Origin of the sequence: Salinivibrio sp. KP-1, assembly GCF_000968645.1 — a bacterium.
Classification (GTDB): Bacteria; Pseudomonadota; Gammaproteobacteria; order Enterobacterales; family Vibrionaceae; genus Salinivibrio; species Salinivibrio siamensis.
The window spans coordinates 499,519-521,785 of sequence record NZ_LAQR01000001.1 but is presented as its reverse complement, the minus strand read 5'-3'; the positions used below and the strand labels follow the sequence as shown (position 1 = coordinate 521,785).

Below are 22,267 nucleotides of genomic sequence, written 5' to 3'. Positions count from 1 at the left end.
AAGAACAATCGGGATATTACCATCACAATTGCTTAACAATTGTGGAAGGGACGAGCAATCAGCGTGTTTTGCTGCGAATTTAGTTGATATTCGGCTAGACTCGCTCAATATTGTAAACAGATAGCGGCACTCCGGCATGGAAGTGCAACGCAACGAATTTTCGACAGTTTTAGCGCAAAGGGCGTCAATTAGGTCATTATGGGCAAATCTCTCGTCATCGTGGAGTCCCCAGCAAAGGCGAAAACGATCAATAAATATCTCGGCAAAGACTTCGTGGTGAAGTCGAGTGTCGGACATGTTCGTGACTTGCCAACTGGAGCGACGCAAGGCGGTAAAAAGGCCGCACCTGTGTCCACGAAAGGGCTCAGCGCCGAAGAAAAAGCGCGAATTAAAAAAGAAAAAGAACAGAAGGCGCTCATCAACAAGATGGGCGTTGATCCTTACAATGGCTGGCAAGCAAAATACCAAGTGTTGCCCGGTAAGGAAAAAGTCGTCGCCGAGCTTAAGTCACTGGCTGAGAAAGCCGACAACGTTTATCTCGCAACGGATTTGGACCGCGAAGGGGAGGCCATTGCTTGGCACCTGCGCGAACTCATCGGTGGTGATAACGACCGCTTCAAACGCGTGGTCTTTAATGAGATCACCAAAAATGCGATCACACAGGCGTTTGACGCACCGGGTGACGTCAATATCGACGGTGTCAACGCACAGCAAGCGCGGCGTTTCCTCGACCGTGTGGTGGGCTTTATGGTCTCGCCGTTGCTATGGAAAAAAGTGGCGCGAGGCTTGTCGGCCGGTCGTGTGCAGTCGGTCGCGGTAAAGCTGCTTGTTGAACGTGAGCATCAGATAAAAGCTTTTATTCCCGAAGAATTTTGGGATGTGCACGCCGACACGCTCACACCGAAAGAGCAGGCGTTGCGACTGCTCGTGGCGCAACAAAATGGCAAAGCCTTTAAGCCGAAAAATAAAGATGAGGCAATGGCGGCGGTGTCGGCGCTTGAGCACGCCAGCTTTGTGGTGCGTGATCGCGAAGATCGCCCCTCAACGAGTAAGCCCTCGGCGCCTTATATCACCTCAACATTGCAGCAGGCGGCAAGCACGCGTCTTGGCTTTGGGGTGAAGAAAACCATGATGTTGGCGCAACGCTTGTATGAAGCTGGCTATATCACTTACATGCGTACCGACTCGACTAACCTCAGCAAAGAAGCGGTCGAAGCGGCTCGTGGCCACATTGCCAGCGAATACGGTGAGAAGTACTTACCAGCGTCGGCGAACGTGTATGGTGCCAAAGCCAACGCTCAAGAGGCGCACGAAGCCATCCGGCCTTCTGATGTGGCTGTCAATGCCAGTGATTTGCAGGGGATGGACCCTGATGCGCATCGTCTGTACGACTTGATTTGGCGCCAGTTTGTGGCCTGCCAAATGGTACCGGCAAAATATGACTCGACGACCTTGACGGTCGACGCGAGCGATTACACCTTGAAAGCAAAAGGGCGCACACTGCGCTTTGACGGTTGGACTCGGGTACAGCGTCCTTCAGGTAAAAATGAAGACCAAACCTTGCCAGCGGTTGAGGTGGGTGAATCACTGACACTCGACAAGCTTGATCCGAAACAACACTTTACTAAGCCACCCGCCCGTTATACCGAAGCGGCCTTGGTCAAAGAGTTAGAAAAAGCGGGCATTGGTCGTCCATCGACGTACGCGTCTATTATTTCCACGATACAAGACCGCGGTTATGTGCGAGTTGAAAACCGTCGCTTCTATGCTGAGAAAATGGGCGAGATTGTCACTGATCGTCTCAACCAAAGCTTTGCCGATTTGATGGACTATGACTTTACCGCTCGTATGGAAGCGTCGCTCGATAAAATTGCCGAAGGTGAAGCCGACTGGAAAGCCGTGCTTGATGATTTCTTTGCGGATTTCACCGCTGAGTTAGGCCAAGCCGAGCAGGATGAAGACGAAGGTGGAATGAAGCCCAACAACATGGTGATGACAGATATCGACTGTCCAACCTGTGGGCGTAAAATGGGGATTCGTACCGCTTCGACTGGCGTGTTCCTCGGTTGTTCGGGCTACGCATTACCCCCGAAAGAGCGGTGTAAAACCACCATCAACTTGATGGACGAAGATGGTATTGTCAATGTGCTCGAAGAAGACGTTGAAACCGCTGATCTTCGGGCGATGAAGCGTTGTCCGATTTGTGAAACGGCAATGGACTCTTACCTCATTGATCAGCATCGCAAGTTGCACGTGTGTGGTAATAATCCGAGCTGTGAAGGCTATGTGGTTGAAAAAGGGGAGTTCAAACCCAAAGGCTACGATGGGCCTGTGGTAGAGTGCGACAAATGTGGTAGCGACATGGTGCTGAAAAATGGCCGTTTCGGTAAATACATGGGTTGCACCAACGAGGAATGTAAGAACACGCGTAAGATCCTCAAAAATGGGGACGTTGCGCCACCGAAAGAAGATCCGGTGCACTTCCCAGAGTTGCCATGTGAAAACTCGGATGCCTATTTCGTGTTACGTGATGGTGCCTCTGGCCTATTTATGGCCGCGAGTAATTTCCCCAAATCCCGCGAGACACGTGCGCCGCTGGTGGAGGAGCTTCATCGCTTCAAAGACCGCATTTCGGACAAGTTCAAATACCTTGCCGATGCGCCGCAGGAAGATCCCGATGGACGTCCTACTGTGGTTCGTTTTGCACGTAAAACCAAAGAGAATTACGTGCGTAGCGAGGAAGATGGCAAGCCAACGGGCTGGTCAGCCTTCTTTGTTGACGGTCAGTGGGAAGTCACTGATAAACGCAAGAAGAAAGCCAAAGCCTAATGGGCGTATCACGCCAATGATTTAAACCCGCCGCCAAGGCGGGTTTGTTGTTTTAGGGCAAGCACGCCTTTGCTTGATCCGCCCCAATATCTCTTCGATAACAGTTGTTAAAATCTCGCCTTTGTCTTTTTCCGTTGAGGCGTTATGGATCTGCATCAACTCGTTAATACACTAGGCCAAGATTTAAAACACCGTTATGGCGAACGTGTTCATAAGCTCACACTGCATGGTGGTTTTAGCTGTCCCAATCGTGATGGTACGCTCGGGCGGGGCGGTTGCACCTTTTGCAATGTCGCATCCTTTTCTGATGAAACCGCGCAGCACCAATCCGTTAGCCACCAGTTGCACCAGCGTGCGAAAGAGGTAGACCGAGCACGTCGTTATCTGGCGTATTTTCAAGCTTATACCAGTACTTATGACGAGGTTGCGCGGTTAAAGGCTTTGTACGAGCAAGCATTAGCGCGTGAAAACATGGTCGGGCTGTGTGTTGGTACACGGCCAGATTGTGTGCCCGGCCAGGTTTTGACGCTGTTGGCGGGTTATCGTCAACAAGGATTTGAAGTCTGGTTAGAGCTTGGTTTACAAACGGGTCATGACAAGACGTTGAAACGCATTAACCGTGGCCATGATGTGGCAGTGTACGAGCGAATCACTCAACAAGCCCGTGCACTGGGCATTAAAGTATGCACGCATTTGATTGTTGGTCTGCCCGGTGAGGGCATCACCGATCATCAAACAACGATTGACCGGGTCGTGAGCACAGGCACCGATGGGATTAAACTGCACCCGCTACATATTGTCGAGGGTAGCACCATGGCGAAAGCGTGGCGTGCAGGGCGTCAAGACGCGATTACGTTAGAAGACTACGTCGACAGCGCCAGCATGATGATCCAGCGAACGCCTCCTGAGGTGGTGTATCATCGCGTGTCTGCGAGTGCACGTCCACCGACGTTACTGGCCCCTTCATGGTGCGAGAATCGCTGGCTAGCGATGACCGCCATTGCTAACCAGCTGGACAAACACGGTGCACAAGGGGCTGCGCTCGGCACCTCTTTTATCGCGCGTTAGGCTCTGATTGTGACGAGGAAAGGCCGGGAGTGAGCCGGCGCAGCAGCTGTCCAATATCTTGCAGCATCAGATATAAACAAGGCACCAGAAACAGCGTTAGCAAGGTGGCAAACATCACCGCAAAGCCAAGTGCGACGGCCATTGGGATCACAAATCTTGCTTGCAGGCTGGTTTCAAACATGATGGGCAACACCCCCGCAAAGGTGGTGATAGACGTCAGTGTGATGGCCCGAAAGCGGGCACAGCCTGCGTCGATCACTGCTTTTTTGATCGCAACCCCCGCGTGACGCGCTCGATTAATATAGTCAGTCATCACCAGCGCATCGTTGACCACCACGCCTGCGGCGGCAATCAAACCAAAGGTCGACATCATACTTAAATCAATATCAAACCAATAATGTCCCCAAATAGCACCCGTTAAGCTAAAAGGGATCACCGACATGATAATCAGTGGTTGCGTATAGCTTTTTAAGGGCACGGCCAATAACGCATAGACCACAATCATCCCGGCAACAAAGAAAAGCTTTTGTTCATCTTGCTGTGCTTGTTGTTCTTCAATCGAACCACTGAGTTCACTAGTGACATCCGGATAATCGGCCAATACCTCTGGTATGACGGATTGTTGAATGGTTTCCACTACTTCATTGGGTTCGACTAACTCTTCATCAATCGCGCCATAGACATAAACCGTTCTAAATCCTGCTTCGCGGCGCAGGCTACTCACACCGGGTTGTTGCTCCAGTTTCACCACATCGCCCAACATGACTTGTTGACCGGCTGGGGTGGTGATCACGGCATAACGCAGTGATGAAAATGCTTCCCGCGTTAATTTGGGGTAACGCACCATGACTTTTATTTCTTCACCGTCACGGATTAGGCGTTGGGCTTCCCCGCCATAGAAACTTCCTCCTACCTGTTGAGCAATGGTGGTGAGATCCAGCCCCAGATCATGAGCCACGGGCGTGAGGGAAATGAGCACTTCCTGACTGCCTGAATCGATGGATGAGGACACATCGAAAAGACCCGCTTGCTGGTTAAGGCGCGACATTAAAGCACGTCCGGCTGCATTGAGTGTGTCGATGTTGGGCCCAAAGAGGAGAAAGCCAAACTCATCACCTTGTTCTCCACCATTCACGTCATCTTGAATGGTGAGTTTTTTAACTCCTGGGATCTCCGGCATCGCCTCACGCCAGCGCCGCGACAGTTCGAAGGTGGTAAAGGGGCGCAATGTATCATCGACTAAAGGGATCACCAGTTGTCCCGAGGTTCGCTCTTCATTAAATACGAGCGTGTCTTGCACCATGGCTTGGCCCGTCTCGGCTTCTGTGGCGTTATCGACGCGGTAGACCATGCCTTCAATGGCTTTGAGTGCGGCAATGGTTTGCTCACTCGAGGCGTTATTGTTCATCTCAAGGCGAATATTGGGAAAATCATGCGGGACTTTGGGCGTAGGCACCATACGCACGTGGCTGGCAACCACCAACGAAATACTGATAGCTAATAAGGCAACAAACAATGCGAAAGCCGACCAGCGCCAATGTACCGCGAAGGTGACGGCGCGGCGGTATGGTCCATTGACGAAGCGATGGAATTGCCGATTAAAACGCGAGCGGAAGCTATTTGATTTGGGCGTGGAAAAGTGGGTGTGCGCCAAGTGAGCGGGCAAAATAAGCTTCGACTCTACCAAGCTAAAGATGAGACACAAGATGACGATTGATGCGATGCCAAAGAAAAAGGCGCGTTCAGGGCCGCTCGACATGATAAAAGGTGCAAAAACGGCAATGGTGGTGAGCACGCCAAACGTGGCAGGGGTGGCAACACGCTGCGCCCCGGCGACAACGTTATTGACGCCGCCACCTTTGTGCTCCACTTCGGTATAAACACTTTCGCCGATAACGATCGCGTCATCGACGACAATCCCCAACACCATAATGAACGCAAACAGTGAAACGATGTTAATGCTGACTCCAATCACTGGCATTAGCATGACCGCGCCAAGAAAGCATACGGGCAAACCGATAAGCACCCAGAGGGCAAGTTTAAAGCGCAAAAACAATGTCAGCAGTAGCGCAACCAATACCGCCCCTTGTAATAAGTTTTTTAGCATCATATCAAGGCGGGCATTAAGGTAGTGTGTCATGTCGACCACCGATTTGAGTGCCAGCCCGGCGGGCAACGCTGCGTTTTTGTCTTGTATGTAGTCTTTGACGGCGTCGGCAACGGTCACCATATTTTCGCTAGCGGTTGCATTCACCGAGAGAAAAATTGCGTTCTGCCCCGAGTACTTAAAGTAACGCTCGCCTTCGGTAAACCCGTCTTTGATGGTGGCAATATCCTGCAGCAATAATCGACTGCCATTGGGGCCGATTTTAATTGGGATCTGGCGAAACTCATCACCGCGATAACGCTGGTTCTCGACGCGAATTGCAATCATACCGCTGTCGGTACGTACTTCACCGGCAGAGAAGTTGGCGGAATAGCGGGCAATGGCGTCACTCACCTGATTAAGCGTGAGGTTATACTTGCGCAGAATACGGGGGGCTACCTCGATGGCAATCTCGTAGGTAGGGGCACTGAGCTCCACCAAGGTGACGTCCTTGAGTTGGAGGAGTTCGTCTTCAATGTCCTGTGCCGCGCGTTTTAGCTCAGTGAGCGGCTTATTGCCTACCACTGCCATTTGAATGACGGTTTGGCGAAACTCCACTTGCGCGACATTAAGCGGTTCCATCGACGCGGGGAGATTAGAGAGGGCATCGACCTCTTGCTTTACGCGGTCCAGGACGAGATTGAGATCTTCCCCAACATCCACTTCGATTTCTACTTGACCAAATCCGCGCCGCGCGGTTGAAACCACCGATTCGATCCCGGTGACATCTTTAATGGCTTCCTCCACTTTAACTAAGATGCTCTCCTCTACCTCTTGGGGGGAGGCGCCGGGATAGTCAGCGGTAATATGAATATAGTTAATCTCGATGTTAGGGAACATCTGTCGCTGAATGAAAAAGTAACTGGCAACCCCCATGATGAGTACAAACACCATGATCAGGTTTGCAGCAACCGGATTGTGGGCAAAATAGGCAATGAGCCCACGCGTTGGCGTGTCAGCATTATTCATTTTCACCCTCCGGCGATACCTGCGATGCCACGCGAACCGTCATGCCAGGCTCGGGGAATTCAGGCAGCGTGGTAACCACTTGGTCATCATCGCTTAAGCCTTGGTCAGCGTAGATATACTGGCCTTCCGTTCTCACCACGCGCAGTGTACGCGGGGTGAGCTTTCCTGCTTGATCGACGACCCAAACTTGGCGATTGTTCATCAAGGATTGCGGAAGCTTAAAGACGTTCTCCAACGTTGCCCCTTTGAAAGTCGCCTCGATATAACTGCCAAAGGGTAGGGCAGGTTTAGCCGATTGGGTGCCGTAAGGATCATCAAGGCGCACCACAACTCGCATCATGCGGGTGCTTTGCTCCACGATGCCTAGATCGCGCACGAGCCGTGCTTGGCGTTGAGTCGGTTCGCTGCCGTTGCGGGTAAGCTGAACCTCGATCCCCGCTAATGGTGTAGGGAGAAAGAGTGTGTCGAAGCCAGCAATAGGCAAATGCACTTCCGCAGCCTCGATGCTATTAAGTACCCCCACCGGGCTTCCTGCGTTGATGTACTGCCCAACCCCGACGTCTCGCGACACGACGAGCGCATCGTAAGGGGCGGTCACTTGGCAGTTTTCTAAGTCGCGTTGTGCGCGCTTTAACGCCGCTTGTGCCGATTTTACGCGGGCTTTTGCACTGAGTACTTGTGGCTTGCGTAAGTAGAGATCGGTGACTTGTGAGGATGGAAGGCTTTTGGCCTGACGTTGTGCCACCGCCGCCTGGGCTTGTTCTTCTATCAAGGACGCTTTTGCACTGGCAAGGTCGGCTTCGGCGCTCAGTACCGCGGCTTGATAGTTATCAGGCTCAATTGAAAACAGCACATCACCACGTTTTACAATGCCGCCAGCAACGAAATTTGGATGCCATGCGACCACTTCACCGGACACTTGGGCAGAAAGCTGTGTGGTCTCTACAGGGGTGACTTCACCGTGCGCCCGTAAAACCACTTGATGTTGAGTTGGGTGAACAACGCGTGTCTCAACAATCGGTGGGGGCGGGGACGCAGCATTTTCTTGAGTAGCTGTCTCTGTTGCCGCGATGGCGGTATAGCCAAGATAGCCAAGACCGAGAATAACAAGAGGTAAAAACCAACGTAGTCCTTTCATTGATGCCGGGATCCTTTTTCGCCATGGCGTGGTGGTGTGTTGCGCTATGGGGGGCGCTTAACGCTTCATTGACTAATTTATCACGCGAATCTGTTGATTGAATGACAGGTCAACCTAACTTTTGATGCGCATCAGTTTTTCTATAACGGCGAGTACGGCTCAATATGCAACAGCGATCGTTGTGCGGTGATGCAAAAAGCCCTCAATCGCGAGACAAGGCTTTGTCGCGGGGGAATACCGATGACGAAAACATAGTTTAAGTCGTAGTTATTTTTCATAACAAAATTACATAACTCCTAAATTTCATGCGTTTTTTTGCCGTTTTTGACGATAAAAAAACCTTTTTTATGTAAAAAAAGACCTTTCCTTATCCATTTCCTTCTCGTTAATTTCGTAATAAAAATAAGTTGTATGGTTTTTGTCGTTTTTGACGTGATTTTCTATCCATGTTTTATGATATTCATTTCATATTATTTGCATGAAAGTACTTGCCTGTGGGTGCTGTGACTTTGGGGTTTTTATTTAAAGTATTGTTTTTAAAGGTTTTTGTTTTTTGGCGGATAAGATCTATGTCATAAAACGGTCAAAAACATGCTCTAGTTCATATTATTTGCATTAAAAATTAAGTCGTGATTGATATTTTTCTTTGCGTAATTAGTCTGAAGGTGTGGTTACACGAAATGTGTAAGCAGCGGGGGAAAGCTGAAATACGTTTCTCAGCTTTCAAATCGGTTTTGCACTCGATAAAACTTAATAAATCAACGAGGCAAAGCCCGTATCTTGCAGATAGCAGGAGTCTTTCATGAATAAGATTTTTAAGCGTTCGCTTATTAGTGCAGTGGTTGCATTAGGATCAACTGGCGCAATGGCCGCCGACCACGAAGGTGTGGTTGGTGTTTTAACTGACTACAATGTTGACCTTTATGGTGTTGCGGCTATTTCAGCCTTCAACCAAGAAGATGGTAACGGTTACGACTATGAAAATGAGTCTCGCGTCGGGGTTCGAGCCGGTAAGGCGTTTAATGACGACGTTTATATCTTCATGCAAATTGAGTCAGGGTATGTCGGTGAAGATGGAACAGGCGCGACATTGGGTAATCGTGATACTTTCATTGGTATGAAAGGAGACTGGGGCCAAGTGCGTTTTGGTCGTATGTTGACACCAATGTATGAAGTGGTCGATTGGCCCTATTCTAACCCAGGGTTAGGCCGCGTTTTTGACTGGGGGGCGGACACGAAGTCGCATTATGATCGTAAAGGCGATATTGCGCGTTATGACTCACCAGATTTCAGTGGCTTTAGTTTTGACGTGTCAGTGGGACGTGGCGATAAAGATGTCAAAGGCTCAAATCACTTTGGGGCCGCGGCACACTATACGTTAGCGGATGCATTTACCCTCCATGGTGGGTACGAATATAACTCTAATTATGAGGGTGACATTGATACCAAGGCGTATTTAGCTGGGGTTGAAATTCCACTTCCAGGTGGCTTTAAGGTGTCTGCCGCTTACAAATATAATGATGGCGTGTACAACACCGCGGGAGCTAACAAGGGGACTGAGGCAGAGCAAGATCAAATCTCAGTGGTTGGTGAGTACTGGAATGGTCCGTGGGGTTACCGCTTAGGTTATGCTGCAAATGGCGATTCTGATTTAGACAACAATGCCGATGTCGATGATAGTGATTCAGTGATTGCCGGCCAGCTAATGTACTCGAAGAATGGTTTCTTGCCTTATCTTCGTATTGGCCAGCACGATGCGGGCAATCTAGAGGACAAAAAAGCGTTTGCCCGTCTAGGTATCGAATATAACTTTTAACAGTAACACTTTGCCTTTCTATTCTTTTTTGCCGGCCAGGATGGCCGGTTTTTTTAACTTCCTGTAAGGGGGCTGTATGAAAGCAACTTTCCGTCTTGTGACCGCATCGAGTTGTCTACTTATTGTCGGTTGTACTAGCTTTGATTCGTCGAGTCAGTTTGATGATGTTGCGAGTTCAGTGAAAGAGCGTCGCCACTATGTGCAGGTGGTGACGAAATCGATCACGCCAGACATTCAGGTCTTGTCTGGGGCGAATGTCGTTAAAGCAAGTGCGAATTATGTGGCGAATTATCCCGTTGATAAGTCAGCAGGCCCCGACGTGGCTCCTTCCAAATTGATGACTGAAATCTCGTATTTTAAGAATTATCAAGAGTATGAAACCGTCACCATCAATGGTGAGACGCTGCCGCTTGAAAATACTCAAGTAACGTCAGAAACGTGCACGGAGCACTGTGTGACGACGCAATATGTATCATTTCCGTTCTCCCCAGACATTGCCAACAATTGGTCTGAACCACAGGTTACCTATACCTTCAATAGTGCTGGGGGCGGAAATCGGGTGCAATTGTCGATTCCCAACGCTTACTTTATGGCGGCCAATGATGAGGCGTCGCGTGTTTTAGGGCAACAAAGCCAGTCCGCTGTATCCGCGAGTCAGCCAATCTCAGTGAAAGACACAAAAGAGAAACCAGAAGAAATGGTGGACTACTGGTATCAGCAAGCGACTGACTCTGAACGCAGCGCTTTTGCGGATTGGGCGTTTGCGCATCGTGACGGAAGCGGTGTAGTGCCGACCACTCAAAGTCAGGCTTTGCAGATGATGGGTTATTGGTATCAGCAGGCGACCCCTACCTCGCGGAAAGCCATCCTTACTTGGTTACTCAACCAATCTTAGTGCCTTACCAAGGCTTGAATGTGCTGTGCAATCAAATCACATAAGGTGGCCAGCGCATTTTGGTGAGCATGATCGAGTGGGTAAGAGGCATTGAGTCGAAAGCAATGGGCAAACTGTGCGTGTGTCGTAAACATGTTCCCTGGTGCGATACTGATATGATGTTTGAGCGCAAGGTGGTATAGGGCAGTAGTATCACTGCCTTTGGGCAAGATTATCCATAAAAAGTATCCGCCTGGGCTGTTAACGACTTCCACAGCTTGGGGCAAGTGATCGACAAGGAACTGACACGTCGCTCGCTTTCGCTCGGCAAGCGTGTGGCGAAGCTGCTTTAAGTGATGTTCATAGTTTCGGTTATGCAGGTAGTGGGCTACAGCAAGTTGAATGGGGACGCTGGTGGTCACCGTGCTCATTAGCTGCAGCTTTTGTAGTTTCTGGGCTTGATCGCCAGCGGCTACCCAACCGAGGCGAAACGCATCGGCCAAGGTTTTTGAAAAAGACGAGCAGTGCAAAACATGGCCGCTGTTATCAAACGCTTTAATGGGCTTCGGTTTGTGTTCCCCATCATAGAGTTCGCTATAGACATCGTCCTCGATTAAGTACACCTGATAGCGCTTGACGAGTTCGGCAAGACGCGCCTTCTTTTCATCTGACAGTGAGTACCCCAACGGATTTTGATGATTGCTCATCAACCAGCAAGCGCGAATTGGGTGTGTTTGCAAGGCGCGTTCAAGTGCATCGATGTCAATCCCCTCTGTGGGATGTGTTCGGATTGCCATCGCTTTGAGTCCGCGATTTTCAAGGGCTTGCAACGCGCCGTAAAACGCGGGGCTTTCGACTGCGACCCAATCGCCAGATTGCGTGACCGCACGCAAGCTAAGATTTAACGCATCCAATCCGCCTGCTGTGATTACTATCTCATCGGGTGAGATTTGCATGCCCTGCGCTGCATAGCGTTGGGCAATCAGGTGTCTCAGTTGCGCATTACCCGGCGGGAGATTATCGACCACGCTATGAATCGACATAAAGCGCACGGCAGTGGTGAGCGATCGATTTACTTGATGGCGAGGGGCGAGCAGGGGATCGACATAGGCATGCCCATAGCTTGCCACGCCGGGAGAGCGACTGGCTTGCAAGACATCGAAAATATAGTCATTAATATCGACCGATTCAGCAGGATGGAGGGCTGTATCCGTTCGGTTTTGGCTAAGTGCGGCATGAGGAGCGACACGATAGCCTGAACGGGGCTGTGAAACTATCCACCCTTGGCTTTCTAGCTGTTGATAGGCTTGGAGCACTGTCATCATGCTCAGACCTGAATAGGCGGCCTGTTTTCTCAGCGAGGGAAGCTTTTCTCCCACGTGCCAAATGCCAGCTTGAATCTGCTGTTTAATCTGTTCACTAAGCTTCTGATATTTAGACACCTTTACCCCCTTCAGTCTATTGGGCCGCTCAGACTATAACACGGTAGTCAGTAGGCTGTTATAGGTTAATCTGAACCGTCTGTATATGGGCACATTAATAATGGGCTTCTACCATGCGCGTTGGTCTAATTACTAAAGTGGACTTCACGTATGTTTGGTCTTGATGCCTTTATGTTGGCCCGTATTCAATTCGCGTTTACGGTTTCTTTTCACATTATCTTTCCTGCGATTACGATCGGCCTTGCCTGCTACCTTGCGGTGCTTGAGGGGCTATGGCTTAAAACTCGCGAGCAGGAGTACAAAACCCTTTATCTTTTCTGGTCGAAAATTTTTGCGGTCAACTTTGGGATGGGCGTGGTGTCTGGGTTGGTGATGGCATACCAATTTGGCACCAACTGGAGTGGCTTTTCCGAGTTTGCGGGCAGTATCACTGGCCCCCTTCTGACTTATGAGGTACTCACCGCTTTCTTTTTAGAAGCCGGCTTTCTCGGCGTCATGCTGTTTGGTTGGCAACGTGTCGGTGATCGCTTGCACTTTTTCGCCACGTCTATGGTGGCGCTGGGGACGGTGATCTCTGCCTTCTGGATTTTAGCCTCCAACAGTTGGATGCACACCCCACAAGGGCATGAAGTGGTTAATGGTCAAGTGGTGCCTGTGGATTGGTTCGCGGTGGTCTTTAATCCCTCTTTCCCTTATCGCTTGGCGCATATGGTCGTCGCGGCGTTTTTATCCAGTGCCTTATTTGTTGGCGCGTCGGCGGCGTGGCACCTGCTTAAAGGGCTGCGCAGCCCAGCCGTGAAGCGGATGTTTTCGATGTCGATGTGGATGCTGTTATTCACCGCGCCTATTCAAGCGTTTATTGGTGACTTGCATGGCCTGAACACCTTGGAGTATCAACCTGCCAAAATAGCAGCGATGGAAGGGCATTGGGATAACAGCCATGGTGAGCCCACGCCGCTTATTTTATTTGGCTTACCGGATATGGAAGCGGAAACCACTCGCTACAAAGTAGAAATTCCCTATTTGGGGAGTCTGATCTTAAAACATAGTTTGACCGAGCAAATCCCAGCGCTAAACGAATTCCCTGCGGAAGACAGACCCAATTCGCCTGTGGTCTTCTGGGCGTTTCGTTTGATGGTGGGCTTAGGGTTATTGATGATCACACTTGGGCTAGTGGCGGCGTGGCAGCGTTATAAAGGTCGCCTTTATGAACATCAAGGGCTGCTCCGTTTTGCTTTCTATATGGGACCCGCAGGTTTGGTCGCGATTCTTGCTGGCTGGGTAACCACTGAGGTAGGGCGCCAGCCTTGGGTCGTACATGGCCTTTTACGCACCCAAGATGCGGTGTCTGCCCACGGCGATTTGCATATGAGTATTAGCTTGATCAGTTTCTTTGTGGTGTACGGCTTGGTCTTTGGGTTGGGGTACATCTATATGATCCATCAAATTAAACTAGGGCCGGATCAGCACGATGACACGCCGCATGAACCGTTAACTGTCTCTGGCCGTGTGTAAGGGGGAAACATGGATTTAGCAATGATTTGGTTTGGCATCATCGTGTTTGCCACCTTAATGTATATCGTGATGGACGGATTTGATTTAGGGATCGGTATTCTGATGCCGTTTGTCACTCAACGCGAAGAGCGCGACTTGATGGTTAACAGTGTCGCTCCAGTCTGGGATGGCAATGAAACCTGGTTAGTCCTTGGTGGGGCGGCACTATTTGGTGCTTTTCCTTTGGCGTATGCGGTGATTGTCGATGCGTTAACGATCCCTCTCACCCTAATGTTGGTAGCGCTTATTTTTCGCGGCGTGGCGTTTGAGTTCCGGTTCAAGGCGTTACCCGGCCATCATGGCTTTTGGGATACCGCTTTTATGGCGGGGTCGATTTTTGCCACCTTTTTCCAAGGGGTGACTGTAGGCGCGGTGATTGAAGGCTTTCCTGTCGAGGGACGCGCTTTTGCCGGCGGTGGACTCGATTGGTTGGCACCGTTTCCTATCTTCTGCGGGATAGGCTTGATCATTGCGTACGGTTTACTGGGTGCTACTTGGCTGATCATGAAAACCGAGCATGCGTTGCAAATGCGTATGTACCACCTTAGTCGTCGACTCGTCATGTTGATGGCGGTAAGTATCGCGATAGTCAGTGTTTGGACACCACTCGCCTATCCGGGGATTGCCGACCGTTGGTTTAGTTTGCCAAATTTGCTAATGCTCTCTCCGGTTCCTTTATTGACGGTTTTTTGTTTGCTACGCCTTTGGCGTACCCGTCCTGATCACGCTCATCACCGTCCATTTATCATGGCGTTGTGTGTCACTTTGCTCGGATTTATTGGCCTCGGCATCAGCATTTGGCCGCATATCATTCCACCCAAGATCACGATTTGGCAGGCTGCCTCACCACAACAAAGCTTGCAATTTATGCTGGTTGGCGCGGTGTTTATCATTCCAGTTATTTTGATGTACACCTATTGGAGCTACCGCGTCTTTAGTGGCAAGGTAAATCCGGATGAGGCGTACCACTAATGGCTGATATGACAAAACCTGCTTGGCAGCGCTGGCTCTGGTTAATCGTGATCTGGATAGCCAGTGTGGCGGCACTGGGGGTTATTTCTTGGCTATTTAAGCTTTTGATGCATGCCGCGGGTTTGCAAAGCTAGCTGCCGTTAACTTTCTATTACGTGGCGAATCAGTGATAAGCTTCTCAAGCTGATGATAAAGCGGTCGGATGTCTTATCACTGAAATAGTACTGACTCGATAGTCCGTTCTATGATACGTGCGAACACTTCTTTCAACTAAAAATAGGGTTACGTATGGAATGGTATTTAAAAGTGCTGCGCAATTATGTCACTTTTTCAGGGCGCGCCCATCGTCGAGAGTATTGGATGTTCTTTCTGGTTAACTTTTGCATCTCCTTGGCGCTAAACATTGTCGCTGAAGCGACGGGGCTGGTGTTGCTGAGCATTGTGTACTCATTGGCGGTACTACTGCCAACCTTAGCCGTTACATCAAGGCGCTTGCATGACACGGGACGTTCTGCATGGTGGCTGCTGATTTCATTCATTCCTATTATCGGGATGATTGCGCTGCTGGTGCTTTGTGCATTGGAAGGGGATCAAAATAACAATCAATACGGTTCTAACCCTAAGCTTGCGGAAGGCGTCTAGTAAGGTGGTGTGATTTGTTTGCATGGGAACTGCTGGTACGATAGCCAACTAACTTGAGTCAATGTGTCGCTCATGCCGACTCACTCGTGTTTACCAGCATTCTTTTTTACCTTAGGTGCCACATGATCACACTCGAGCCCTACCAATTAGTTGACGCCAGTTTCTCTCCTTGGCGTCCTATTTACTTAGACGTTGCCCAAGCCTTGTCTGACCATATCTCGACACCTCGTATTGAGGTACTGCATTTTGGTTCAACATCAGCCAAAGTCGGTGGCAAAGGGATCATTGATTTATCTATTCTTTATTTCTCAGGAGAGCGAGAAAACGCAATTACCCATCTTTACGCGCTAGGCTTTCAAGATCAGCACAGTAAGCAGCCGTTTCCCGAACACCGCCCTCGTAAAGACGCCTCCGTAACCTATCAAGGTGAGCGGTTTTTGATTCATGCTCACGTGATTGAAAAAGACAGTGATGAACATCATCGTCAAATTGCATACAAACAGTATTTGCTCGATAACCCTGATGTGCGCGCCGAGTACGAAGAAAAAAAGCGCAACATTTTAAAAGCAGGCGTTCACGAACAAGACAGCTACGTAAAACATAAAGCACCGTTCGTGAAAGCGGTTCTCAACGACATCGGCGAGTGAATATACGCTCAACGTCCTTCTCTTACCCTTTTTCACACGTCACTAGACTTTAGTCGTATAGGTCGATTGTCACTCAAGTGCACCCGTTATGGTTGGTCTATAGTACTAAAGTAGGCACGAGGTGGTAAACCTTGAGGCGTTTGCTTTTCTAAAGGGCGAAGAGGGGCCGTGAGTGAGTGACTTCCAACAGGGAATATTAGTTGTTGATGATCAGCAAGTGGTTCGGCACACACTGGCGCTATGTCTTCAAAACCTTGGTTTCACTAGAATTTATCAGGCCGAAAATGGGCGGGAAGCGAGAAAGATCCTGAGCTCACATTCGATCCGGTGCGTGTTCTGCGATCTCAATATGCCGGTCGAAGATGGGTTTGAGGTACTCAAGTTTTTGGATGCGCAAGCCTACCCAGGCGCCATAATATTAATGAGTGGCGAGGAGGAGGAAGTGCTGGCCTCAACCGCCAATTTGGCGCGCCTTTATCAACTGAATATCATCGAATGTGTCGCCAAACCGCTTTCATTTGCAACAGTCAAACGACTGCTGAGCGCCAGTGAGCGTGAACTAGACATAGAGGCTAACCACGCGCCGCACTCACTACCGCCGCTCACTGCCAAGTTACTCAAAGGATACATAGATAAAGGAGGGTTAAGCGCGTTTTTCCAGCCGCAAATTTCCTTGTCCTCTGGTCGCCTCAAGGGGTTTGAGGTCTTGGCTCGCCTATTTAAACCTGATGATAGCATGGTTTTTCCCGACCAGTTTATCCCCACCGCAGAAAAACATCTTGAGAGCATCACTGACCTCACCAAACGCGTCATTGAATGTGCTTACAGCGATATCAATCAGTATGGAAAAGATATCGGCAATTTATCATTTGCCTTCAATATATCCGCCAAAGTGTTGGAGGCGGCAAACTTTCCACAGTGGTTACAAGCAACAACCGCCCAATATCAATTGCGTCCAGAACAAGTGATCTGCGAGCTAACAGAGACGGCTTTTACCACTGATCAGGCGACCATTGATACCCAAATGCTGCGCTTAAAAATGATGAAGTTTAAATTGTCTATCGATGATTTTGGCACGGGTTACTCGTCCATTGCCCAACTGCATTCGATTCCTTTTGATGAGCTCAAGTTGACAAGCGCTTTGTGCTTGATTGTTTATCGAATACAAAATCTGCGGCTGTGGTTGAACAAAGTATTCAACTCGCAAAAGCAATCGGGGTAAACGTGGTGGCTGAGGGGATCGAGAATCAAGAGGTGTGTGACTTTGTTAAAGCACTGGGATGTGACATTGGGCAAGGCTACTTTTACGCCAAGCCAGAGCCACTGAGTGTATTTGATTGGCGTGCAGCCAGTATTCAGCGTGGGAATCGTGAATGAAGTTTTCTGTGAAGCTACCTATTATTTTGCTGATGCTGGGCGGTTTAATGCTGGCATCCGTTACTGTTGTCTCTTGGAAAGGCCGCGAACTGCTTCAAGAAAGCACATTAACTAACATAGAGCGAGAAGCAGCACTACTGATTCGATTGATTGAAAGGAATCTTTTTGAAAGGTATCACGATGCACGCGCGTTTCCTTTGTCTTTAGGAAGTATTGAATCAGATAGTCTGAGTAACCGCCAAGTAAATGACAATACGGTAAGAAACCTTAACGAGTTAATCGCTAATTACAAAGTCTACCGTCGCATTGCGATAGTAAGTATGGAGGGCGAATTACTGGCGATAAATAATCAAAATAAGCATGGTAAATCGCTCGCGCCTCTTGACCTTTCCAAAGCACAAATTATGAACAGTGTTTGGTTTAATGAGATCCTTAACGGCCAAACCCTCGCCCCCGAACAACCGAATAGTACGTATGTAACCGGGCCAGAGCGTTTTATTTTCGGATCCAATGCTTCCTCTTACGACATGATTTTTGCGTCTGTGATCCGTAATACCGCGAATCGGCCTGTCGGTATATGGGTCAATGTGGTCGATTTTTCTACGGTCGAATCCATTGTGGCCGAAAGCTACGACTTACTCGCCAAACGCGGGCTCGTTAGTGCGGAATTAACCCTCTTAGACCGCCAGGGCCGTATTATCGTTGATTATGATCCTGTAGGACAAAATGAATCAACGTATCAAAGGGACTTTCAAGTTCTGGGTAAATTAAACTTGGCGACGAATGGTGTCGAAGGGGCGAGATTAGCCGTCGCTGGATTAACGGGGTCAAACATCTCAACACACTATCGAAAACAAGTGGATCAGGTCACGGGGTTTGCTCATACCGAAGGTGCGTATGATTATCCAGGACTGGGTTGGTCAGCGATGATCCGCGTCGAAGTTGGAGAAGCGCTGCTTGCCCCCAATAATCTGTATAAAAATTCGTTTATCATGACTGCCACGCTGCTGTCGTTGATTGTACTGCTGGCCTTTTATGTATCACGACAAGTTTTCAAACCTTTAGGGCAGCTGAGTACCGCGGTGCGAAAATTGGCGCGGGGCGAGCATAACTTTTCCCTACCGCAGCGAGACCGAGGCGATGAAGTTGGGGTCATGGCCAGTGAACTGCTCAAACTGCGTGATATGGTGAGCGAGCGAGAAAGCTTAATCAGAGAAACGGAAGAGCAGCGCTTCCAGTTGGATATTCAAAGTCGCGCTATCGAAGCGACGGCAACAGGCATCATTGTCTCTGATGTTAGGCTTGCAGATTACCCCATTATTTATGCCAATAAAGCGTTTGAGACCTTAACAGGGTATAGCTCGAAAGAAGTGGTGGGCAAAAACTGTCGTTTTTTGCAGGCCGATGATCGTGATCAGCCAGAGTTTGATCGCCTCCGCTATGCCCTTAAAAATGCCTTATCTTGCTCCGTCGTCGTGCGCAATTATAAAAAAGACGGCACGCTTTTTTATAATAATCTACGCCTCGATCCCATCTTTGATGAAGTGGGCTCGTTAACCCATTATATTGGGATGCAGTCGGACATTACCGACCTCAAACAGGCAGAAGATGAGGCGAAACTTAAACTCGAACAAGAAATACAGCGCCGAACGCAAGACTTACAAGAATCCGAAGGGCGTTTGAGGACGGTGTTTGACACTGCACTTGATGGCATGGTGGTGATCGATACGCGAGGTAATATCCTTGAAGTTAACCGCTCATTGGAGCTTATATTTGGACGAATCCGTGAAGAGCTGGTGGGAGAAAATGTCTCTATTTTGATGCCAGATAAGTATAAAGCTGACCATGATGGATTTATAAGTCAGTATCAGTTAACAGGGAGTAAAAAGCTGATTGGCACACCACGAAAACTACAGGGTTTGCATAAATCCGGGCGTGAATTCCCCATTGAGGTATCCGTTGGCGAAACCTGGTTTGGCGATACCCAGGGGTTTGTCGGTGTGATTAAAGATATCACCGTAGAGGAGGACGTTAAGCAGCGAGAACAACGTCTTCAAGATGCGCTAAAAGAAAGAGAAGTCATCTATAGAACTGCTTTTGATCAGGCGGCAGTGGGTATATGTCGTGTTGACCTAGAGGGAAACTTTATTGAGGTCAATGACAGAATGAGTGAATTGCTCGGATATAACCAAGAAGCGCTGTTGCAATTAAGCTATCAAGACATCACTCATCCAGACCACTTATCAGCAAGTATCAAACACGTCACTCAACTTGCCTCGGGCGAGAACCGATCGTTTTCGATGGATAAACAATATATTAAGCAAGACGGAGAGGTGCTGTGGGCCACGGTATCGGTCGCGACAGTGCTCGATGAAAATGGTGCTACCAAGTACTTCATTGCTGCGCTGGAAGATATTAGTCAGCGCAAAGCGATAGAAGGCGAGCTGCTCTCAGCAAAAAGGGCGCGAGATGAGTTGCTTCGCGGTATGCAGCTAGCATCTGATGCAGGCGGGATTTGCAATTGGTCAATGGATGTTACCACGGGGGAGCTTAAGTGGGACGCTAACATGTATCGCCTATATGGGATTGCACCTGAAGCGCCAGTGAATTACGAGGTCTGGCAGGCATGCCTTCACCCCGATGACCGTCAACATGCGATCAAAGAAGTCGAAACAGCACTAAACGATAGCAATGTCTTTAATGCCGAGTTTCGCGTGATCCACCCTCAGACTCAGAGGGTCAGTTGGATTAAAGCCGCGGGCAATGTGGTGAAAGATGAGCAGTCGGGACGAGAAATGCTCTTTGGCATCAATTTAGACATTACACATGAGCGACAGACACAAGCCAAGCTAGAGAAAGAATCGGTCATGGCGAGAAAAGCCAACGAGGCAAAATCTCGCTTTTTAGCCACTATGAGCCATGAAATTAGAACGCCCATGAATGGTGTGATTGGAATGGTGGACTTATTAAAAGAAACGCCTCTGGAGCCAGAGCAATCCAAAATGGTGTCGACGATTCGAGATTCTTCGTTCTCTTTACTTGAAATAATCAACGATATTCTCGACTTTTCCAAAATCGAATCAGGACAGATGGAGCTCGATCCGACCGATGTTAACGTGCTCGACTTAATTGAGAAAACCTTAGACGCACTATGGATTAGTGCTGACCAAAAGGGCGTCGAGCTCTTTTTCTCACATGACTACGCTACCCCTGACTTTATCTTGGTTGACCCGGTGCGAGTACGCCAAATTCTTCTTAACTTACTGGGGAACGCCATTAAGTTCACCAGCAAAGAAAAAGAGGGAGGCCATGTCTTTGTCAAAACAGCATATTGTCATGACAGTCAGATGCTTACATTGAGCATCCAAGATACTGGCGTCGGCATGACGCACGAGCAGATGGATAAACTGTTCAAACCCTTTACACAAGCGGATAGTTCCACCACTCGGCGATATGGCGGAACGGGCCTAGGATTGAGTATTTCCAAGTCATTTGTCGATATGATGGGTGGCGATATTGCGGTTGAGAGTGAGTTTGGTAAAGGCAGTGAGTTTATAGTGCGAGTACCTGCGCCTAGCAGCGTCAAAACTCATGAAACCAGCCGGCGTTATCCGTTTTCCGCGTTTTCTTTCGTCGTATTTATCGACCATGAGCCGCTCAAAAATACCTGTTTAGCATTACTTGAAAGCTTATGTCCTGGCGAGATTCTGGATGCTAAGGCGACGGTGCCGGCCAACTGGAATCCGGATACTATGATTGCGGTGACAACAGATGCAAGTATTTTGCAAAGACATCAAGGTATGCGGTGCCTGTTGTTGGGGAATGATTTTGGTGGAAACGATGCTTATCGGCATCCAGGGCCGTATCGATTAAACCGGTACCCCCTTAAACCCAGTGAGTTTGTGCTCGGCGCTGCAGTGATGTGCGGGCTTGAAAGCCCGGATGTTGATTGGAATGAAGCGGTATATAGCAATGCCTTTGCCTATAGCAGTCAGTTAGATGCACAGGTGTGTGGCACCATTTTATGTGCAGAAGATCAGCCAACTAACCAGCTTGTCCTCGCTAAGCAGCTAAAACAGCTTGGTTATTCATTTGAAATGACATCAGACGGCAAAGAAGCACTTGAGAAATGGCATCAAGGGGAGTACGCGATGCTCTTAACAGACTGTCATATGCCTGAAATGGATGGTTTTGAATTAGCGGCTGAGATAAGGCGGCTAGAGGCAGAAGATAATCGCGAGCGTACCTTAATTATTGCCATCACCGCGAATGCACTTGTGGGAGAAGCGGATCACTGCCTGCAAGCGGGGATGGATGATTATATTTCCAAACCTGTTGAGCTTGAGACACTCAAGCGCGTGTTGGCATTACGTCTTAGAGGAAGAGCGTTAAGAGAGGGCGAGCCCACGCTGACTCAGACCAGCGAAGAAGCCTCTCATACCGAAGCACTCATCGATGACCGTCAGCTCGAGAAAGTCATTGGCAGCTCAGACCAAGAAATGAAGCGCGCTATACTGTCCATGTTTTGGGACGGCGTGTCGGCGGATGTCAATGCGCTTGAGCAGGCCATTGTCGGGGCCGACGATGAAAGAATAAGAGCCATTGCACATGGGGCAAAAGGTGCATCTGCATCAAGTGGGGCGATGCGTTTGAGCGAGTTATTCCGAGTTATCGAAAAAAGCAGTCACGATCTCGAACAAGTAAAAGCCGTGTTTACCGAAATAAGTGCAATGATGACCGCAATCGAAACCGATCTGCGGGAAGAAAAAATCATTCAATGAATGTAAGAGGCG

Annotated in this window: 13 protein-coding genes and 1 pseudogene; 11 read left to right on the top strand and 3 right to left on the bottom strand. The window is 49.1% G+C overall.

The window, feature by feature from the left end; all coding sequences use genetic code 11:
• The first annotated feature begins 198 nt into the window (after positions 1-198).
• Together topA and WN56_RS02290 are read left to right on the top strand one after the other, a co-directional pair.
• Complete coding sequence (gene topA, locus WN56_RS02295; protein WP_046073425.1) at positions 199-2,829, top strand: type I DNA topoisomerase; 2,631 nt, start codon at positions 199-201, stop codon at positions 2,827-2,829.
• 144 nt (positions 2,830-2,973) lie between these two features.
• The gene (locus WN56_RS02290) at positions 2,974-3,897 is read left to right on the top strand and encodes a TIGR01212 family radical SAM protein (RefSeq protein ID WP_046073424.1); all 924 of its coding nucleotides are present in this window, start codon (positions 2,974-2,976) and stop codon (positions 3,895-3,897) included.
• On the opposite strand, the gene WN56_RS02285 is transcribed toward WN56_RS02290, so the two are convergent.
• Together WN56_RS02285 and WN56_RS02280 are read right to left on the bottom strand one after the other, a co-directional pair.
• Positions 3,884-7,012 carry an efflux RND transporter permease subunit gene (locus WN56_RS02285; RefSeq protein ID WP_046073423.1) on the bottom strand — a complete coding sequence of 1,043 codons (3,129 nt, stop codon included), beginning with the start codon at positions 7,010-7,012 and terminating at the stop codon, positions 3,884-3,886. The genes WN56_RS02290 and WN56_RS02285 overlap by 14 nt on opposite strands.
• A complete protein-coding gene (locus WN56_RS02280; protein ID WP_046073422.1) occupies positions 7,005-8,150 on the bottom strand; it encodes an efflux RND transporter periplasmic adaptor subunit in 1,146 nt (381 codons plus the stop codon). Before WN56_RS02280 ends, WN56_RS02285 begins: the two co-directional genes overlap by 8 nt.
• A gap of 802 nt (positions 8,151-8,952) precedes the next feature.
• On the opposite strand from WN56_RS02280, the gene WN56_RS02275 reads away from it, so the two are divergent.
• Together WN56_RS02275 and WN56_RS02270 are read left to right on the top strand one after the other, a co-directional pair.
• Complete coding sequence (locus WN56_RS02275; protein ID WP_046073421.1) at positions 8,953-9,966, top strand: porin; 1,014 nt, start codon at positions 8,953-8,955, stop codon at positions 9,964-9,966.
• A gap of 76 nt (positions 9,967-10,042) precedes the next feature.
• Positions 10,043-10,861, top strand: coding sequence for a DUF2057 family protein (locus WN56_RS02270; RefSeq protein WP_046073420.1), 819 nt, complete (start codon positions 10,043-10,045; stop codon positions 10,859-10,861).
• On the opposite strand, the gene WN56_RS02265 is transcribed toward WN56_RS02270, so the two are convergent.
• Positions 10,858-12,282, bottom strand: coding sequence for a PLP-dependent aminotransferase family protein (locus tag WN56_RS02265; protein ID WP_046073419.1), 1,425 nt, complete (start codon positions 12,280-12,282; stop codon positions 10,858-10,860). The two genes, WN56_RS02270 and WN56_RS02265, sit on opposite strands and share 4 nt — an antisense overlap.
• A 150-nt stretch (positions 12,283-12,432) precedes the next feature.
• Here WN56_RS02265 and WN56_RS02260 point away from each other — a divergent pair, with 150 nt between their 5' ends.
• The 7 genes and pseudogenes from WN56_RS02260 (at position 12,433) to WN56_RS02235 (ending at position 22,255) form a co-directional block, all read left to right on the top strand.
• The gene (locus WN56_RS02260; protein WP_046073418.1) at positions 12,433-13,797 is read left to right on the top strand and encodes a cytochrome ubiquinol oxidase subunit I; all 1,365 of its coding nucleotides are present in this window, start codon (positions 12,433-12,435) and stop codon (positions 13,795-13,797) included.
• Between the two features lie 9 nt (positions 13,798-13,806).
• A complete protein-coding gene (gene cydB, locus WN56_RS02255; RefSeq protein ID WP_046073417.1) occupies positions 13,807-14,808 on the top strand; it encodes a cytochrome d ubiquinol oxidase subunit II in 1,002 nt (333 codons plus the stop codon).
• Positions 14,808-14,942 carry a DUF2474 domain-containing protein gene (locus WN56_RS16700; RefSeq protein ID WP_077577943.1) on the top strand — a complete coding sequence of 45 codons (135 nt, stop codon included), beginning with the start codon at positions 14,808-14,810 and terminating at the stop codon, positions 14,940-14,942. The genes cydB and WN56_RS16700 overlap by 1 nt, the downstream gene beginning before the upstream one ends.
• 154 nt (positions 14,943-15,096) lie before the next feature.
• The gene (locus tag WN56_RS02250) at positions 15,097-15,450 is read left to right on the top strand and encodes a DUF805 domain-containing protein (protein WP_046073416.1); all 354 of its coding nucleotides are present in this window, start codon (positions 15,097-15,099) and stop codon (positions 15,448-15,450) included.
• Between the two features lie 122 nt (positions 15,451-15,572).
• Positions 15,573-16,097: a GrpB family protein gene (locus WN56_RS02245; RefSeq protein ID WP_046073415.1), complete on the top strand. Its 525-nt coding sequence runs from the start codon at positions 15,573-15,575 to the stop codon at positions 16,095-16,097.
• A gap of 172 nt (positions 16,098-16,269) precedes the next feature.
• Positions 16,270-17,474: pseudogene (locus tag WN56_RS02240) on the top strand (EAL domain-containing protein).
• Positions 17,471-22,255, top strand: coding sequence for a PAS domain S-box protein (locus tag WN56_RS02235; protein WP_046073414.1), 4,785 nt, complete (start codon positions 17,471-17,473; stop codon positions 22,253-22,255). Before WN56_RS02240 ends, WN56_RS02235 begins: the two are co-directional and overlap by 4 nt.
• Positions 22,256-22,267: the final 12 nt, after the last annotated feature.

Excerpts from the sequence above, each read along its gene's own strand:
- topA (WP_046073425.1), top strand. The coding sequence starts at position 199 with ATGGGCAAATCTCTCGTCATCGTGGAGTCCCCAGCAAAGGCGAAAACG.
- WN56_RS02245 (WP_046073415.1), top strand. The coding sequence starts at position 15,573 with ATGATCACACTCGAGCCCTACCAATTAGTTGACGCCAGTTTCTCTCCT.
- cydB (WP_046073417.1), top strand. The coding sequence starts at position 13,807 with ATGGATTTAGCAATGATTTGGTTTGGCATCATCGTGTTTGCCACCTTA.
- WN56_RS02275 (WP_046073421.1), top strand. The coding sequence starts at position 8,953 with ATGAATAAGATTTTTAAGCGTTCGCTTATTAGTGCAGTGGTTGCATTA.
- WN56_RS02235 (WP_046073414.1), top strand. The coding sequence starts at position 17,471 with ATGAAGTTTTCTGTGAAGCTACCTATTATTTTGCTGATGCTGGGCGGT.
- WN56_RS02270 (WP_046073420.1), top strand. The coding sequence starts at position 10,043 with ATGAAAGCAACTTTCCGTCTTGTGACCGCATCGAGTTGTCTACTTATT.
- WN56_RS02260 (WP_046073418.1), top strand. The coding sequence starts at position 12,433 with ATGTTTGGTCTTGATGCCTTTATGTTGGCCCGTATTCAATTCGCGTTT.
- WN56_RS16700 (WP_077577943.1), top strand. The coding sequence starts at position 14,808 with ATGGCTGATATGACAAAACCTGCTTGGCAGCGCTGGCTCTGGTTAATC.
- WN56_RS02250 (WP_046073416.1), top strand. The coding sequence starts at position 15,097 with ATGGAATGGTATTTAAAAGTGCTGCGCAATTATGTCACTTTTTCAGGG.
- WN56_RS02290 (WP_046073424.1), top strand. The coding sequence starts at position 2,974 with ATGGATCTGCATCAACTCGTTAATACACTAGGCCAAGATTTAAAACAC.
- WN56_RS02280 (WP_046073422.1), bottom strand. The coding sequence starts at position 8,150 with ATGAAAGGACTACGTTGGTTTTTACCTCTTGTTATTCTCGGTCTTGGC.
- WN56_RS02285 (WP_046073423.1), bottom strand. The coding sequence starts at position 7,012 with ATGAATAATGCTGACACGCCAACGCGTGGGCTCATTGCCTATTTTGCC.